The organism is Pigmentiphaga sp. GD03639, assembly GCF_029845405.1.
In the GTDB taxonomy this organism is placed as follows: domain Bacteria; phylum Pseudomonadota; class Gammaproteobacteria; order Burkholderiales; family Burkholderiaceae_B; genus Pigmentiphaga; species Pigmentiphaga daeguensis.
Genome location: NZ_JAOCLR010000002.1, coordinates 311,949 through 328,998 on the forward strand (window position 1 = coordinate 311,949; position 17,050 = coordinate 328,998).

Annotated in this window: 15 protein-coding genes; 4 read left to right on the forward strand and 11 right to left on the reverse strand. The window is 69.5% G+C overall.

Translation table 11 applies throughout. The features are described from left to right. Positions 1 to 16 precede the first annotated feature (16 nt). Together N5K27_RS03455 and N5K27_RS03460 are read left to right on the forward strand one after the other, a co-directional pair. On the forward strand, positions 17 to 769 hold the full coding sequence (locus tag N5K27_RS03455; RefSeq protein ID WP_132979111.1) for a flagellar brake protein: 753 nt from the start codon (positions 17 to 19) through the stop codon (positions 767 to 769). A gap of 19 nt (positions 770 to 788) precedes the next feature. Further along, entirely contained in the window at positions 789 to 1,259 is a 471-nt protein-coding gene (locus N5K27_RS03460; protein ID WP_279814680.1) for an HIT family protein, read from the forward strand. On the opposite strand, the gene serA is transcribed toward N5K27_RS03460, so the two are convergent. The 11 genes from serA to acnA all read right to left on the reverse strand — a co-directional run bounded on the left by serA (position 1,256) and on the right by acnA (position 14,992). Next, positions 1,256 to 2,455 (reverse strand): phosphoglycerate dehydrogenase, encoded by a 1,200-nt coding sequence (gene serA / locus N5K27_RS03465; RefSeq protein ID WP_279814681.1) that lies wholly within the window; start codon positions 2,453 to 2,455, stop codon positions 1,256 to 1,258. The genes N5K27_RS03460 and serA overlap by 4 nt on opposite strands. Positions 2,456 to 2,535: 80 nt before the next feature. Continuing rightward, on the reverse strand, positions 2,536 to 3,510 hold the full coding sequence (locus N5K27_RS03470) for an aldo/keto reductase (RefSeq protein WP_279814683.1): 975 nt from the start codon (positions 3,508 to 3,510) through the stop codon (positions 2,536 to 2,538). 4 nt (positions 3,511 to 3,514) lie between these two features. Further along, entirely contained in the window at positions 3,515 to 4,495 is a 981-nt protein-coding gene (locus tag N5K27_RS03475; RefSeq protein ID WP_165963029.1) for a tripartite tricarboxylate transporter substrate binding protein, read from the reverse strand. A 47-nt stretch (positions 4,496 to 4,542) separates the two neighbouring features. Then, entirely contained in the window at positions 4,543 to 5,277 is a 735-nt protein-coding gene (locus tag N5K27_RS03480) for a hypothetical protein (protein ID WP_140416920.1), read from the reverse strand. A gap of 8 nt (positions 5,278 to 5,285) precedes the next feature. Further along, positions 5,286 to 6,482, reverse strand: a complete 1,197-nt coding sequence (locus N5K27_RS03485; protein WP_279814686.1) for an FAD-dependent oxidoreductase — start codon at positions 6,480 to 6,482, stop codon at positions 5,286 to 5,288. Positions 6,483 to 6,669: 187 nt separating this feature from the next. After that, positions 6,670 to 7,485 carry a GntR family transcriptional regulator gene (locus N5K27_RS03490; protein ID WP_279814688.1) on the reverse strand — a complete coding sequence of 272 codons (816 nt, stop codon included), beginning with the start codon at positions 7,483 to 7,485 and terminating at the stop codon, positions 6,670 to 6,672. A 97-nt stretch (positions 7,486 to 7,582) separates the two neighbouring features. Beyond that, positions 7,583 to 9,133 carry an aldehyde dehydrogenase gene (locus tag N5K27_RS03495; RefSeq protein ID WP_132979106.1) on the reverse strand — a complete coding sequence of 517 codons (1,551 nt, stop codon included), beginning with the start codon at positions 9,131 to 9,133 and terminating at the stop codon, positions 7,583 to 7,585. A 36-nt stretch (positions 9,134 to 9,169) separates the two neighbouring features. Then, a complete protein-coding gene (locus N5K27_RS03500; RefSeq protein WP_279814690.1) occupies positions 9,170 to 10,177 on the reverse strand; it encodes a GTP-binding protein in 1,008 nt (335 codons plus the stop codon). Positions 10,178 to 10,188: 11 nt separating this feature from the next. Continuing rightward, entirely contained in the window at positions 10,189 to 10,920 is a 732-nt protein-coding gene (locus N5K27_RS03505; RefSeq protein WP_087841586.1) for an isochorismatase family protein, read from the reverse strand. Between the two features lie 17 nt (positions 10,921 to 10,937). Next, a complete protein-coding gene (locus N5K27_RS03510; RefSeq protein ID WP_279814693.1) occupies positions 10,938 to 12,302 on the reverse strand; it encodes an amidohydrolase family protein in 1,365 nt (454 codons plus the stop codon). Further along, positions 12,299 to 14,992, reverse strand: coding sequence for an aconitate hydratase AcnA (gene acnA, locus N5K27_RS03515; protein WP_279814694.1), 2,694 nt, complete (start codon positions 14,990 to 14,992; stop codon positions 12,299 to 12,301). The genes N5K27_RS03510 and acnA overlap by 4 nt, the downstream gene beginning before the upstream one ends. A 265-nt stretch (positions 14,993 to 15,257) precedes the next feature. Between acnA and N5K27_RS03520 the strand changes: the two genes are divergently transcribed. Next, positions 15,258 to 15,998, forward strand: coding sequence for a GntR family transcriptional regulator (locus N5K27_RS03520; protein WP_087841589.1), 741 nt, complete (start codon positions 15,258 to 15,260; stop codon positions 15,996 to 15,998). A gap of 26 nt (positions 15,999 to 16,024) precedes the next feature. Then, positions 16,025 to 16,918 (forward strand): isocitrate lyase/PEP mutase family protein, encoded by an 894-nt coding sequence (locus tag N5K27_RS03525; RefSeq protein WP_087841590.1) that lies wholly within the window; start codon positions 16,025 to 16,027, stop codon positions 16,916 to 16,918. The last annotated feature ends 132 nt before the right edge of the window (positions 16,919 to 17,050 follow it).

The following is a 17,050-nucleotide window of genomic DNA, read 5'->3' on the forward strand; positions in this document are numbered from 1 at the left end:
CACGGGGAGGCAAGCCATGAGGGAGCATCCGCTGCTGCCTCTGACGCCCGAGCCTGCCGGCGACGACGCCTCGCTCGAGGATTTCCGGATCTCGCAGCCGCTGGAAATCCTGACCCTGCTCGGGCGCATGGTCGAGCAGGCCGAGATCGTGGCCCTGGTCGCCGCCGATGGCGTCTCGTGCCTGTCGGCCATCGCCGGTGTGGACCGCGGCCGGCGGCTGCTGTGGCTGTTCGGCACCCCAGGCGACGCGCGCCTGGAGCATCTGCTCGCTTCTCCGTGGATGGTGGCCGTGGGCTACCTGGACCACGTCAAGATCCAGTTCCGCGTCCAGAACCTGCAATGGCTGCCGGGCGACGCGGGCAGCCGGCTGGCGTGCCTGTTGCCGCTGGAGCTGTACCGCTTCCAGCGGCGTTCGTACTTCCGCGTGCGGCCGGTCATGCGCCCCGCTCCGGTGGTGCGGGCGCGCGCTCCCGAGGCCGGCGGGCCGGTCGAGCTGGAAGTGATCGACATCAGCATGACCGGGGTCGGGCTGCTGCTGCCGCCCGGCAGTCCGCCCTTCCCCGTGGGCACGCCGCTGCCGCGGGCCACGCTGGCGCTGGGGCCGGCGACCCGGCTGGCGGTGGACCTGAAGGTGATGCACGTCACGCCGCGCCGGGCGCCGGAGCAAGGGCATCACATGGGCTGTACCCTGGACGGCCTGGACGAGGACGGCCTGCAGGTCCTGCAGCACTTCATCAGCCAGGTGCAGTTGCGCCAGGGCGCGTCATAGCCATCGAGGTGCACACGAGATGAGTTCCCCCGCCGATTCCTGCCCGCTGTGCGCCAGCGATGGCTCGCCGGCCTTGTGGCGCGACGACAGGCTGCGCGTGATCGCCGTCGACGACGCGGACTATCCGGGCTACGTGCGCGTGATCTGGCGCACCCACGCGGCGGAGATGACCGACCTGGCCGACGAGGACCGGCTGCACGTGATGCGGGTGGTGCTGGAGGTGGAGGCCGTTATGCGCGACCACATGCGGCCCGACAAGGTCAACCTGGCCGCGCTGGGGAACATGGTGCCCCACCTGCATTGGCACGTCATTCCGCGCTGGCGCGGCGACCGCCACTTTCCCGATGCGATCTGGGCCGCGCCGCGCGTCGCGCCCGGCGCCGAGACCGAGGTGTTCCGCGAATTGACGCGGGCGGCGGCGCAGCGCGTGCCCGAGTTCCACCGCCGCCTGCAAGAGCGCCTGGCGGTGCGCTTCCTGCCTTCGGCCTAGAGCAGGTCGCAGCGCACCGTCATCGGCAGCGCCCGCAGCGCGTCCATCAGCGCCGCGTCGGCCTGGTTGCCGATGTCGGTCAGCACGTAGCCGATCGGACCCTTGGTCTGCAGTTGCTGGCTGCAGATGTTGATCTTGCGTTCGGCGAAGACGGCGTTCAGCAGGGCCAGCGCGCCCGGTTCGTTGCGGTGCACGTGCAGGATGCGCGAGGTGCCCGCCAGGTCCTGGTGGGACAGCTCGGGGAAGTTCACCGCGCCCTTGGTCGTGCCGCCCTGGATGAAGCGCACCAGCTTCTCGGCCACTTCCTTGCCGATGTTTTCCTGCGATTCGACCGTGCTGCCGCCGATGTGCGGCGTCAGGATGACGTTGGGCAGCCCGATGAGCGGGCTCTTGAGCGGTTCGTCCACGCTCTTGGGCTCGACCGGGAAGACGTCCAGCGCCGCGCCGCGCAGCAGACCGGCATCGAGCGCGGCCCGCAGCGCATCGATGTCGACCACGGTGCCGCGGGAGGCGTTGATCAGGATGGCGCCGCGCTTCATTTGCGACAGCGTGGCCTCGTTGATGATGTTTTCCGTGGAGCGGCCGCCGGGCACGTGCAGGGTCACCACGTCGGACTCGGCCAGCAGCGCGGACAGGTCGGGGTAGGCGCGGGCGTTGCCCAGCGGCAGCTTGGCCTCGACGTCGTGGAAGATGACCCGCATGCCGAGGGCCTCGGCCAGGATGCCGACCTGCGAGCCGATGTTGCCGTAGCCGATGATGCCCAGGGTCTTGCCGCGGGTCTCGTAGGCGCCGGTCGCGCTCTTGTCCCAGTGGCCCTGGTGCACGCGCAGGTTCTTCTCGGGGATGCGGCGCAGCAGCAGGATGGTCTCGGCCAGCACCAGTTCGGCCACCGAGCGGGTGTTGGAGAACGGCGCGTTGAAGACCGGCACGCCCCGTTCCATCGCGGTGGCGAGGTCGACCTGGTTGGTGCCTATGCAGAAGCAGCCGATGACGCGCAGGTCGGGCAGGCTGTCGATGATGCTCGCATCCAGGTGGGTGCGCGAACGGATGCCGACCACGCTGGCGCCCCGCAGGGCATCGCGCAGCGCGTCGGGCGGCAGGGCGCTGGCGTGGGTGGCGATGTCGCTGTAGCCCGCGGCGGCGAAGACTTCGACCGCGCTGGGATGGATGTTCTCGAGCAAGACGATTTGTGCCATGGGAAGCAGCTCCGGCTGAAACGCTGATGTCCCTATGGTAACGCCAGGTCCGCCGGCGGACGGCCTTGAGCCTACGGTCGTCAGGGGTTCAGCCGCACGCGCAGGTAGTCGCGCGGTTCGTAGGCCGCGGCCAGGCGGTCCAGGGCCTGGGCGGGCAGGCGCAGGTCGCGCCCGCGCAGTGCGACGTCCAGGTGCGAGGACTGGGAGGCGCCGACGATGACCGAGCGCACGCCGGGCTGGGCCAGCACCCATGCCAGCGCGACGGCAGCGGGCTCGGCGCCCAGTTCCGCGGCGATGCGCAGCTGCTCGGCGCGGACCCGGGCGCCGCGCGGCCCGCCGTACAGCCGCTGCCCCTTGGCGTCGGAGGCCAGCCGCGCTGCGGCCTCGGCGTCGCCGGCCGCCGGGCCGGCCAGGTAGCCGCGCGCTAGCGGGCTGTAGGCCATGATGTGCAGGCCGTGCCGGGCACAGGCCGGCACGGTGGCGCGCAGTTCTTCCTGATAGAGCAGGTTCAACTGCAACTGCGCGCTGGCGTAGCCGCGCGCGCCCAGGGCGGCGGCGGCCCGCGCGGCCTGTCCGATCTGGAGATGGTCCAGGTTGGAGCAACCGTACGCGCGGATCTTGCCCGCGTCGACCAGGGCTTCGAGGGCACCCAGCGTTTCCTCGACGGGAACGGCGTCGTCCCAGCTGTGGACCTGGTAGAGATCGATGTAGTCCGTCTCCAGGCGCCTGAGCGAGGCCTCGGCCTGTCGGGCGATCTGCGCCGCCGACAGGCCCCGGCCGTCGGCCACCGGCAGTCCGACCTTGGTGGCGAGGGTCAGCTCATGGCGGCCGCCGTGCTCGCGCACCAGCCGGCCCAGGATGCGCTCGCTTTCCCCGTCCGAGTAGTAGTTGGCGGTATCGAAGCATGTGATGCCGTTCTCCAGGCCCTGGTGGAACAGGACGCGCGCCGCGTCCTGCCCGACGACCCAGGGCGCCCAGGCGGGGTCGCCGTAGGACATCATGCCCAGGCACAGGCGCGACATCCGCGGCAGGGTGGGTCCGGTGCGCGAGGCCATGGCGCTATTCCAGCGTGACGCCGGCCGTCTGCACCATCTTGCGCCAGCGGGCGATCTCGTTGCGGTGGAACTCCTCGAACTGCGCCAGGGGCTTGAACCAGGGTTCGAAACCCGCGCCGGCCAGCTTCTGCTGGATGTCGGGCTGGGCCATGACACGCGCCAGCTCGTCACTCCATTTGGTCAAGATCGCGCGCGGCGTGCCGGCGGGGGCGTACAGTCCGATCCAGCTGTCGGCCGACAACGTCTCGTAGCCGAGTTCGTGCAGCGTGGGGACGTCGGGCGCCTGCGCCTCGCGGGTGTCGCCCGAGATGGCCAGCGCGCGCAGCTTGCCGGCCTTGATGTAGGCGATGGCGCTGGCATAGCTCGCGGTCATGAAGTCCACGTGCCCGGCGATCAGGTCGGTCACCGCCGGCGCGGCGCCCTTGTAGGGAATGTGCGTGCACCGCATCTTCATGCTGGAGCACAGGGTCTCGGACACCAGGTGCGAGGACGAGCCGGGGCTGGAGGAGGCGTAGTTCACCGGCTTGCCGCGGCCGCCCTGGATGAGCTCGGACAGCGTCCTGTACGGCGACGAGGCGGGCACGACGATGGCGTGGCGGGTGCGGGTAAGCAGCGCGATGGGCTGGACGTCCTTGTTCAGGTCGAACTGGATCTTGGGGAACAGCGACGCGTTGGTCGAATGAGTCTGGTTGTTGCCCAGCGTCAGGACGTAGCCGTCGGGCGCGGCGCGCACGCCCGCGGCCGTGCCGATCAGGCCCGAGGCGCCGGCCACGTTGTCGACCACCACGGACTGGCTCCACGCCTCGCCGACCTGCGCGCCGATCAGGCGGGCGACGACGTCGGTGGTGCCGCCTGCCGGGAACGGCACGATGACGCGGATCGGCTTGTTGGGATAGGCACCGCCCTGTGCGAGGGCGGGGGCGGACGGCAGGCTGGCGGCGCCGGCCAGGGCGGCCAGCAGGACGACGAGGCGAACGGAGGTCATGGCGGGTATCCTCGGTGACATGAAGGGGCGAAGACGGGCGGTGCGGATCAGGCCGTGCACAGCCAGGGGAAGGCTCGTGCCATCCACTCCGGATGGGGGATCCCCAGCGTCCGGCTGATGCTCCAGATGCTGCACAGGTTGGAGGACAGGATGGGGACCTGCTTGCCGGTCCCCGCCTGCATGATCGATTCGATGGTCGGCATGCCCGTTCCCGACAGCAGCACGGCGCCGTCGGGATGCGCCTGTACCGAGGCCAGCCGCTGGGCGACCTCGGCCGGCGAGACCTTGTAGGCCACCAGTTCGTCGGCGAAGTGTTCGACGTGGTCGACCTGCACGCCCGCGCCGCGCCAGTAGGCGATGGCCAGTTCGGTCAGCCAGTCGGGGTAGGGCGACACCATGCTGATGCGCGTGATGCCCAGGTGGCGCAGCGCCCGCGCCAGCGCGGAGCTGGCGGTTTCCACCGGCATGCCGAACCGCTCGGACAATTGCTCGCAGCGGCGCAGGTCTTCCTGGTGGCCGATGCGGTATTGCGAGCCGGTCAGGGCGATGACGGCGCCGTCGAGCTTGAGCGAGCCGAAGCCTTGCAGACAGGACACGTAGCTGTCGAGGTAGGCCAGGTTGCGGGTGTCGAGATCGCCGGCCACCACGGGCAGGCGCATCGCGTGCAGCGCGGCGGCGGCCGGCAGCAATGCCGGATATTCGACTTCGACGGTGGGGTTGGCGGGCGGCACCAGGGCGCCGACGCGCCATTGGGGGCGGCTGACGAGAGGGAGGTCGGTCATGGCGGGTCTCATGCGGCGGCGGAAACGGGGTCGATGCGGCGCGCCAGTTCGGGCGCCATGTCCAGCATGGCGGTCCGGCGCAGGAAGGCGAGACGTTGGGCGGGGTCGCCCAGCAGTCTCTTGACGTTGTCGAGCCAGGTGGCCTGCCCGGTCACCATGGCATCGGTGCGCGGCAGCAGGGAATCGGCGGCGACCCGGTGGCGCCGGTCGGCGGCCGCGTCGACGATGGCCTGGTCGCCTTGGCGCAGGCCCTCGACCAGCGCGGTGGCCATGAAGTAGGCGTCGTGCAGCCCGCAGTTCATGTTCATGCCGCCGCGGGTATTGCTGAGGTGGGCGGCGTCGCCGGCCAGGTAGATGCGGCCCGCGCGGTACGTGCCGGCCACGAACTTGCTGGCCGAGTACACGTCCTGGCCGAGGATGTTGGGCAGTTCCGCCAGGCCGGGCACCAGTTGCCGGAGCCGTTCCAGTATCCAGGCGCGCGACTGGGCGTGGGCCTGGTCCACGTCGGGAGGCACGCGCAGGATGATGCGCCAGCAGTCGGGCATGCGCAGGAAGCTGGCCGAGGCGTCGCCGTTCACGAGGTAGCTGATGGGCCGCAGCCCGGGCAGGATGCGCTCGAGGCTTTCGTCGGCCAGCACCCGCAGCACGCAGCCGGGATAGGGGGTCGGATCGAACGGCAGGCCCATGGATTCCCGTACCTGGCTGCGCGCGCCGTCGGTGCCGAGCAGGTAGTCGGCGCGCAGCGTGTGGACGCCCTTGGGGTCCTGCACGCGCACGGTGACGCCGCCGGTATCCGGGGCGGCGTCCAGGAAGGCGGTGCCGAACCGCACGTCGGCATGCGGATGCGCGCGCAGTTGCGCCAGCAGCAGCGGCGTGATGCGCGATTGTTCCAGGTGCAGGCGATACGGGTAGTCGGTGTCGTGCTTCAGTTCGGCCAGGGCGATCTCGCCCAGGATGCCCTGTTCGGTGCTGCGGTACTGGATGTGCGTGACGTCCTGGCCCTGTGCCAGCATGGCGGGCAGGACGCCCAGGTGGTCCAGCACCGCGAGGGTGGGCGCATGGAAGGTCGAGGCCTTCGAGGCTTCGTTGAGCCGATCGCGCTTTTCCAGGAGCGTGACGCGCACGCCGGCACGCGCGATGATCAGCGCGGCGGTCAGGCCCACCGGCCCTGCGCCGGCAACGATGACGTGGTGAGGCTGCTGCATGGGATCCTTCTGTCTCGACGAGGCGGCCGGCGCTGGCATCGGGCCGGTCTAAAAGTATTTTGTATCATACATAATACTTTTATGGGTGGAATGGGGGACGCGAATCAGGACGCGACGGCTCAGGCCGGCGACGGGCGTATCGGCGGGATCAAGGGGAGGGGCGGGGCGCGCGGCGGCGCCGCCCGGGTCAGTCCGGGACTTCCGACCAGCGCGGGGCGTCGCCCTGCTCGACGCGCGACAGGTTCACGCGGTATTCGTAGCGATCGGGCCGATAGAGCTCGTGCAGGATCTCGATGGGCCGCCCGGCGGTATCCCGGTAGATCCGCGTCAGGCTGATCAGCGCGCTGCCCATCTCGACCTGCAGGGCCTGGGCCGTGTCCTTGTCGGCCAGCGTGGCGCTGATCCACTGCTCGGCCTGGGTGGCCTTCACGCCCTGGCGCTCGAGCAGGATGGACACCGGCGTGTTGCGCAGTTCGTTGCGCTTGAGCAGGCTGGCCTCGGGTTCCGGCAGGTAGCAGGTAATGTGCGAGAAGGGCGACGTGGCGTCGCTGCGCACGCGCACGATGCGCAGGCCGGGTTCGCCCTGCTGCCTGTCGAGCAGCGGCGCGATGTTGGTCGGCAGCCCGACGCGCTCGAACGCCAGCAGCTTGACCTTGGTCGTTTCCTGGAAGTGGACGATGTTCTCGATCAGGCCGCTGAAGCCGGTCTTGCCGGACGGGCGGACGGGCTTGCGGGCGAAGGTCCCCCGGCCGCGCTGGCGCGTGATCAGGCCGTCGGCCTCCAGGATGTTCATCGCCTTGCGCAGGGTCACGCGCGAGACCTGGAAGCGTTCGGCGAACTCGGCCTCGGTCGGCAGCGGCGTGTGCTCGTCGTAGCCGTGGTCCCGGATGTGCTGGAGCAGCAGCGTATAGACCCGGTAGTAGAGCGGGACGTAGTCGGCGATGCGATGCGAGGCGGCGGCGTCCTCGCTCTTTCTGGAGCGGGTGGGGTCGGTTCTGGTCACGGTGGGGCGGCACGGCGGCGCGCGCCGTCATGCCGGGTAGGTCGCTGGGGACTCGCGCCATCATAGCCAATTTGCCTTTCCGCCGCCGGGAGCCGGCTCAGCGCCGCACGAAGGGGTTGGGGATGTCGGTTTCCATGGACAGCCAGACGCTCTTGATCTCCATGTACTCGCGCATGCCGGCAATGCCGCATTCGCGTCCGACGCCGCTCATCTTGAAACCGCCGAACGGCGAGGTGACGCTGGTCGAGCGGTAGTTGTTGACCCAGACCGTGCCGGCCCGCACCTTGCCCGCCATGCGCAGCGCGCGCGGCATGGAGGTGGTCCAGACGCCGGCCGCCAGGCCGAAGTCGACGTCGTTGGCGATGGCCACGGCTTCGTCTTCGTCCTGGAAGCGGATGACCGACAGAATGGGGCCGAAGACTTCTTCCTGCGCGATGCGCATGCGGTTGTCCACGTCCGCGAAGATGGTGGGCTGGAAGAACAGCCCGTCCGGGCACTCCGGCACGTGGGCGCGCTTGCCGCCCGCCACCAGCCGCGCGCCATCGGCCAGCGCCACCTGGACGTAGGACTCGATCTTGTCCAGCTGCGGAGCGGTGGAGATGGGCGCCACCTGGGTCTGCGGATCGGCCGGGTGGCCGAAGCGGGCGTTGCCGGCGATCTCGACCAGGCGTTCCAGGAAGCGGTCGTGGATGCCGTCCTGGAGCAGCAGGCGCGAGCCGGCCACGCAGGTCTGGCCCGAGGCGGCGAAGATGCCGGCCACGGCACCCTTCAAGGCCTGTTCGAAGTCGGCATCGTCGAACACGATGTTGGGCGACTTGCCGCCCAGCTCCAGCGTCACGCGCTTCATGCGCGAGGCGGCCTGCTCGTTGATGCGCTGGCCGGCCTCCGGGCCGCCGGTGAAGGCGATGCGCTGGACCAGCGGATGGTCCACCAGCGCGGCCCCGACCTCGGCGCCCAGGCCGGTCACGACGTTGACGACGCCGTCTGGCACGCCGGCGAGCTGGAACAGCTTCATGAGTTCGAGCAGCGAGGCCGACGTGAATTCCGAGGGCTTGAGCACGACCGTATTGCCGGCCGCCAGGGCGGGCGCGATCTTCATGCTGGCCAGCGGCAGCGGCGAGTTCCAGGGCGTGATGCAGGCGACCACGCCCAGTGGCTCGTAGACGGTGTAGTTGAACACGCCCGGCTTGTCGGTCGGGATGACGGTGCCTTCCATCTTGTCGGCCAGGCCGCCGTAGTAATAGTAGTAGTTGGCCATGTAGCGCATCTGCATGGACAGCTCCGCGCTGAGCTTGCCGTTGTCGCGTTGTTCCACGTGCGCCAGCCATTCCGCGTGCTCGGTGACCAGGTCGCCGATGCGGCGCAGCAGCGCGCCGCGCTGGCTGGCGTTCATGGCCGGCCACGCGCCCCGGGTGAAGGCGCGGTGCGCGGCCTGCACGGCCTTGTCCACGTCCTGCGCGGTGCCGCGGGCGATGCTGGCCCACTGGCGTCCGGTGACCGGATCGCTGGTGGCCAAGCGGGCGCCGTCGGCGCCCGTGAAACCGCCGTCGATGAATTGGGTGTAGACCAGGTGGCCCTGCGCGTCGGTGGCGGTGGGCGGGAGCTTGGGGAACTGCTGGGCGTAGGCCTGGGTGTCGGGACGTTGCATGGAAGGAATCGAAGTCGTGGAAAGCGAGGGTTGGGGTCAGGCGCCGCCGTCGAGCACGGCGGCGGCAAGCGCGAGCTCCTCCTCGTCGGCGTCGCGGGTGATGAGCACCAGCACGCCGGACAGGTCGCCGGGTACTTCGCCGTCCAGCGGCCGCGGCGGGCTGAAGACATAGCGCACGCCGTGGATGGCGTAGTGGGCGCCGTCTTCCATGAGCAGGATGCCCTTGACGCGCAGCAGCCGTTCGCCCAGCCGTGATTGCATGTAGTCGACCCAGGCGGCGTAGCGTGCCCAGTCGACCGGGCCATCGGCCCGGATCACGTGAGAGGCGATGCCGTAGCGCAGGACGTGGGCGAGCCGCGTCCAGGCCCGCGGACGTTCCAGCCCGAACTGGCCCGGCGCCACGGTCCGGCGGTCCGCGGCCTGGAAGAGATCGGTCCGCTCTTGCAGGCCGTCGCGATCCGCGCGCAGGACCGGGGCGCCGGGCGCCTGCCGGCGCAGTTGCCCGGCCATGGCCGAGGCGGCCTCGGGCGCGACCTTGTCGGTCTTGGTCAGGACCACGAGGTCGGCCACCGCGAGCTGCGTGGCGGCGGTTTCGTATTCGTCCAGCGTGGCCGCGCCGTGCTCGGCATCGATGGTGGTGATCACGCCGGCCAGCCGCACGTGGCGCGCGATGGAGGCGTCGGAAGCCAGGGCGTTGATGAGCGGGGCCGGTTCGGCCAGCCCCGAGGTCTCGACCACGATGCGCGAGAACGCCGGAATCTCGCCGCGCAGCCGCCGGTAGTACAGCGACTCCAGCGTTTCCTGCAGCGAGTTGTTGCTGGCGCAGCACAGGCATCCCGAGTCCAGCAGCACGATGTCGTCCTCGCTGGACTGGCCGACCAGGACGTGGTCCAGGCCGACCTCGCCGAACTCGTTGATGACCACGGCGGTGTCGGCGAATTCGCGGCTGTGCACCAGCCGGGCGAGCAGGGTGGTCTTGCCGCTGCCCAGGAACCCGGTCAGCAGGTAGACCGGGATGGGGGCGGCGGACGTGGCGGACGGCATGCCTGGTCCGCTCAGCCGGCCGAGCCGCCGCCCTGGCGCACCGGCAGCGTGGCCAGGTAGTCGCGGACCTCGCTCGAGGGAATCACGTCGGCGTACTTGCAGTTCAGGTCGAACAGGTTGATCGCGTGGCTGGCCTGGAAGCGGTCGAACGCCGTTTCTTCGGGAATGATCACCTTGAAGTTGTACGAGTAGGCGTCCACGGCGGTGGCGCGCAGGCAGCCCGACGAGGTGCAGCCGACCAGGATCAGCGTGTCGACGTCCAGGAAGTTCAGATGGCTCATGAAGGTCGTGCCGAAGAAGCACGACGGCTTGGTCTTGGTGATGCGGATGTCCTGCGGGCGCGGGGCCAGCGCCTCGACGGTCCGGGTGGCGTGCGTATCGGCCAGCACGGTCTTTTCCCCGCCGCGATGGTTCTTGCCGACCTGCACGCCGCTGTCGAGCAGGTCGGGGCGGCGGGCGCTTTCCGTGTAGAACACGGGGATGTTCTTCTCGCGCGCCAGTTCCAGCAGCGGCACCATGTGCGCGACGGCGTCCCAGGCTTCCTTGCCGCAATGGGTGCGGTACTGCTTGAGGCCTTCCAGGATGTCCTGCGGGGTATCGCCGCAGAAGTTGTACTGGACGTCGATGATGAACAGGGCGGGACGCGTGCCGAAGCCGCCGCGCTTGCCGTAGCCGGCCACGGCAAGGACCTGCTGGTCGCGTTCGGTCAGGAAGTCGTCCCAGATGCGTTTGGTTTGGCTCATGTCGTTTCCTTGGGGTATCAAAGGCGCCGCAGGTAGCGGCCGCCGGGCCGGGTGCGCGCTTCATCGGTGATCTTGCCGTCCAGGGCCACGGTGCGGCCCCGCACCAGCGTGCGCACCGGCCAGCCCTTGAGCGTCATGCCCTCGTAGGGCGAATAGTCGGCATAGGATTCGAGCGTGGCCGGGTCCACGGTCTTCTCCAGGTCCAGGTCGACCACCAGCAGGTCGGCGTCCTTGCCGACCTCGATGCCGCCCTTGGACGGCATGTTGTAGTGCCGGGCCGAGTTGGCCGAGGCGACTTCCATCAGCCGCTCCAGCGGCACGCCGCGGCGGTGGTAGCCCTCGTGCAGCAGGATGGGCAGGATCATGCCGGTGCCCGGGAAGCCGTTGCTGGCGGCCCAGATATCCTTGTCCTTGGTGCTGCGCTTGCGCGGCACGTGGTCCGAGCCGATGGTGGTGACCGAGCCGTCCAGCACGCCTTCCCACATGGCGTCGACGTCGGCCTGGCCACGCACGGGCGGGTTGACCTTGGCATAGGTGCCGGCGGGACTCTCGTCCGTCAGGAACAGGTAGTGCGGGCAGGTTTCGACGTGGATGGGCGGGGCATTGCGGTTGCGCCGATGGCGCCGGACTTCGTCCAGGGCCTCGCCGCTGCTCAGGTGGACGATGTTGACGGCGGCGCCGGTCTTGGACGCGAAGTAGCACACGCGGTGCACGTTCTCGGCTTCCAGGTAGTCGGGGCTCTGCTCGTTCCACGCCCTCAGGTCGTCGCGCCCGGCGGCGCGCAGCGGATCGCGCAGCAGCGGAATCACTTCCACGTTCTCGCAGTGCACGCCCAGGATCGCGCCCGGGATGCGCGCGGTCTCGCGCAGCGCGGCGAACAACAGGCCGTCGTCGATGTCGGTGAAGCCCTGGGCCAGGCCGGCGGCGCCCTTGTACATCATGTAGAGCTTGTAGGACGAGACGCCGAAGCGCTCGGAGATTTCCTTCAGCGTCTCGACGTGCAGGTGGCTGGTCAGCCCGAAGTGGAAGCCGAAGTCGATGCAGCTTTGCGCCAGTGCCCGGTCGTGGGCCGCCTGGAACGACTCGCGGATGTCGCGAGAGCGATGGAACGACAGGACCGAGGTGGTGCCGCCCAGGGCCGCCGTGCGCGACTCGGTCTCGAAGTCGGTCTCGGGCGAGCCGAAGCCGAAATGCACGTGCGGGTCGATGACGCCCGGCAGCACGCACAGGCCCTGGCAGTCGACGGTCTCGTCCGCCGCCAGCTGCGCGCCGGGTTCGGCGATGACGGCGATGCGCCCTTGGCTGATGCCGATCTGGCCGGGCGTCAGGCCGCGCTGCGGCAGCAGGATCCTGGCGTTGGCCAGGACGAGGTCCAGGTTCATGGTTGCGTTTCCTCGTTGAAGTCCGGGGTGGTGTCCTTGGGGGCCAGGCAGGCGCGGAGGACGCTGGCCGGGATGCCGCCGTCCTGCATCAGCTGGCGTTCGGCCTGGGTCAGGACCTGGGCCTGCGCCTGGAAGCGGATGATGCCGTCGGGGCCGACGGCTTCCACCGTGATCGGGGTGCCGTCCATGACGCCGCGGGCCAGCCCCTGGAAGCTGAAGCTTTCGGCGCCGGTCAGGCCCAGCTGGCGCCATCCTTGTCCGGGCAGGAAGGACAGGGGCAGCACGCCCATGCCCACCAGATTGGCGCGGTGAATGCGTTCGAAGGACTCGGCCAGCACGGCCTTCACGCCCAGCAGCGCGGAGCCCTTGGCGGCCCAGTCGCGGCTGCTGCCGGTGCCGTATTCCTTGCCGGCCAGGATCAGGGTGGCGATGCCGTCCTGGCGGTAGGCGCGGGCCGCGTCGAAGATGGTGCAGGGGGTGTGCCCGGGAAAGTGGATGGTGACGCCGCCTTCGGTGCCGGGCACGAGCAGGTTCTTGATGCGGATGTTGGCGAAGGTGGCGCGAGCCATGATCTCGTGGTTGCCGCGCCGCGCCACGTAGGTGTTGAAGTCGGCCGGCGCCACGCCGGCCTGGGTCAGGTAGCGGCCGGCGGGCGTGTCGGCGGGGATCTCGCCGCCGGGGGAAATGTGGTCGGTGGTGAGCGAATCGCCGAAGGCGGCCAGCACGCGGGCGCCTTGCAGCTCGCGTTCCAACTGGTCCAGGCCTTTCGCGGCGCCGGCCTGGCGGAAGAAAGGAGGTTCGACCAAGTAGTGCGACTGGCGGTCCCAGGGAAAGAGCGGGCCGGTGGGCGCTTCCAGCGTGTCCCACAGCGAGCCGCCGGCGGCGCGGGCCTCGTAGGTGTCGACGAAGATCTCGCGCCGTGTGGCGACCGGCATGGCCTGCGCGATTTCCTCGGGGGTCGGCCACAGGTCGCGCAGGTAGACGGGAACGCCGGCCGGATCGGTGGCGATGGGGTCGCGCGTCAGGTCGACGTCGATGCGGCCGGCCAGCGCGTACAGGACAACCAGCGGCGGCGCGCCGATGTAGTTGGCGCGGATGAGCTTGTGGATGCGGCCTTCGAAGTTGCGATTGCCCGACAGCACCGCCGCCGCGACCAGGCCGCGCTGTTCGATTTCGCGCGCGGCTTCGGGAACGAGCGGGCCGGATTTGCCGCCGCAGGTGGTGCAGCCGTAGCCGATCAGGTGGAAGCCGAGTGCGGCCAGGGGCGCCAGCAGCCCCGCCTCTTCCAGGTAGCGCGTGACGGTGCGCGAACCGGGCGCGAGCGAACGCTTCACCCATGCCGGAGGCTGGAGTCCGCGCGCGACCGCCTTGCGGGCGACGATGCCGGCCGCCAGCATGACGACGGGATTGGAGGTGTTGGTGCACGAAGTGATGGCGGCTAGTGCGAGGCTGCCGTGGTCCATCGTGCCGGCGCCGGAGGCCGGTGCGGCGGCGAAGCCTCCATCGGCCAGCGCGCGCGGCAGGCGGGCCCGGAAGTCTTCCGCGATGCGCGACAGCGGCAGGCGGTCCTGGGGCCGGCGCGGTCCCGCCATGGCGGGCAGCACGCTATCCAGGTCGATCTCGACGACCTGGCTGTAGGCCGGGACGGCGGCATCGGCGTCCCGGAACAGGTGGTTGGCCCGCGCATAGGCCTCGACCAGCGCGACCTGTTCCTCGGGGCGGCCGGTGGCGCGCAGGTAGGACAGGGTCTGGTCGTCGATGGGGAAGTAGCCGCAGGTCGCGCCGTATTCCGGCGCCATGTTGGCGATGGTGGCGCGTTCGGGCACCGTGAGCCCGGCCACCGCGGGGCCGAAGAATTCGACCGCGCAGGCGGTGACGCCGGCGCGACGCAGCGTTTCGGTGATGAGCAGCGCGGCGTCGGTGGTCAGCGCCGGGGGAGGGATGCGGCCGTGCAGGCGCACGCCCACCACGCGGGGCACGGGGAAGGTGTAGGCCTGGCCGAGCAGCGCCGCTTCGACGTCGATGCCGCCCACGCCCCAGCCCAGCACGCCCAGCGCGTTGACCATGGGTGTGTGGGAGTCGCCGCCGATGACGAAGTCCGGATGCGCCCAGGTGCCGTCGGGACGCTCGGCGCGGCAGACCACCGGGGCGATGTGTTCCAGGTTGACCTGGTGAATGATGCCCGTGCCCGGGGGGAATACGCGCAGGCCGGCATAGGCCTGCTGGGCCCACTTCAGGAAGCGGTAGCGTTCGGCGTTGCGCTGGAACTCGCGGGCGAGGTTGCGTTCGGCCGCGTCGCTGCCGCCCCAGTGGTCGACCTGCAGCGAGTGGTCGACGATCAGGTCCACCGGCACGCGCGCGTCCACGGTGGAAACGTCGCCGCCCCGGGCCGCGACGGCATCGCGCAGGGCCGCCAGGTCCTGCAGCGCCGGCAGGCCGCTGGAGTCGGGCAGGATCACGCGCGCCACGTGCAGCGGCAGGTCGGCGCCGATGTGGTCCTGCCAGTCGAGCAGGGCGCGCAGGTCGCCTTCGGCGACGGGCCGGCCCCATGCGCGGTTGCGCGCGAGATTCTCCAGCAGCACGCGCACGACGTAGGGATAGTCGACCAGCCGCTTGCCCGCCGCCTGCGCCACGGCAGCGAGGTCGGCGATGTGCAGCGTGGCGGATCGGAAGGAAAGCGTACGGATCATGGGCGGGGCGGCGAAAATGCTTGCGGCTTTGCTATGGTATGAATCTTATGAGCACCATTTGTTAAATGTCAACACTTTGGCGCCGATGGGAAGCTGGCGGTGTACGGTGGCCGCCTTGCGATAAACCATGGAGTCAGCTGATATTCTCTGTAAATATGGCTTGATTGATGGGCCGCTGTTCGGGGTGGAACGCATACTCCATGCAAACCCGGCCCATGCAAAAGAGTTGACACTTTTAAAACCGTTTTGATAATCTGTCGACACTATGGACGAATCAGCCGAGACCTTCATCAACAGGGAGGACGCCCAGGGGCCGCTGGCCGATGCGGTGTTCCAGCAGGTGCTGGACGCGATCTACCAGGGCCGGCTGGCGCCCGGCAGCGTCATCAACGAAGTGGCGCTGGCCCAGGAGTTCGGCGTGAGCCGCGGGCCGGTGCGCGAAGCGGTGCGCCGCCTGCAGGGCATCCAGCTGGTCACCCGCGAGCCCTACCAGAAGGCGCGGGTCGTCTCGCTATCGGCCGAGTCCGCGCTGGAGCTGTTCCAGATGCGCATGGCGCTGGAAGGCGTGGCCTGCAGCCTGGCCACCCAGCGCATGAGCGACGAGGAAGTGGCGCAATTGCTGGCCGAACTGGAGCAGGACAGGCAGCGCCAGCTGCGCAAGGAGCGGGGCGAGTCGTCCGGCCCCCGGGTATTCGATTTCCACGAGCGCATCGTGCGGGCCAGCGGCAACAACCGCATCATCCACGCGCTGTGCGAGGACCTTTATCACCTGCTGCGCGTGTACCGCCGGCATTCCGGGACCGTGCTCGAACGCAAGGAGGACGCCTATGCCGAGCACTGGCAGATCCTGCGCGCGATCAAGTCGCGCGATGCGGAACTGGCGGAGTCGCTGATGCGCTCGCATATCGAACGCGCGGCCCGGCACCTGTTCACCCATCTCGCGGACCGGGACGAATCCGACGCCGCCCGGAGGCGGGGAGGGCGGGCGGCCGGGACGGGCACCTGAAACACTGACCATTTCGGAGTCATCGCATGAACAGTCCCCGCAAGTTCCGGGAGTTGCTCAAGAACGAGACGTTCATCGTCTCGCCCGGGGTGTACGACGGGTACAGCATCCGGCTGGTCGAGGCCGCCGGGTTCAAGACCGCCTGCACCAGCGGGGCCGCCATCTCGAACGCGCTGCTGGGCATCGCCGACATCGGCGTCATGGGATTGACCGAGAACGTCAACCATTGCCGCAACCTGGCCCGCTCGGTGTCCATTCCGCTGACGGCGGATGCCGACAACGGCTACGGCAATCCGGTGAACGTGTTCCATACGGTGCGGATGTTCGAGGAAGCCGGCGTGGCCGGCGTCAATCTCGAGGACCAGGTCAGTCCCAAGCGCTGTGGCCACATGCCCGGCAAGGACGTGGTCAGCCAGGCCGAGATGCTGAAGAAGATCGAGGCCGCCTGCCTGGCGCGCCGCGACGATGATTTCGTCATCATCGCCCGCACCGACGCGCTGGCCATCGAAGGCATCGAGGGCGCGGTGCGCCGAGCCAAGGCGTATGCGGCGGCCGGTGCCGATATGCTGTTTCCCGACGCGGTGCGCACCGAGGACGACATCAAGCGCATCGTCGATGCCGCCGGCATCCCGGTCACCGTCAACATGGGGTTCGGCATACGCAGCCGGCCCACGACGCCGCTGATCCCGCTGCCGCGCCTGAAGGCGCTGGGCGTCAAGCGCATCAGCCTGCCGCGCATGCTGCCGGCCGCCGCCATCCACGCCATGCAGCATGCGCTGCAGGCCATGCGCGGCGTGATGGAAAGCGGCGAGCCCGTCGATCGTCCCGACCTGCTGGTGGGCATCGAGGACATCATGAAGCTGATGGGCTACGAAGAAATGCGCGCGCTGGAGAAGCGCCTGACCACGCTGGCCGAATAGCCGCCGCGTTCCCGATTCGCATTCCCCGCCTGCCCGTAGGGTGCCCACCCAAACGCACCCCTGACTGCGTTGCGAATGCTCGTCGTGGTCCCGCCACGACTGTGCTTCGCGCCTTGCCAGGCGCGCGTCTGG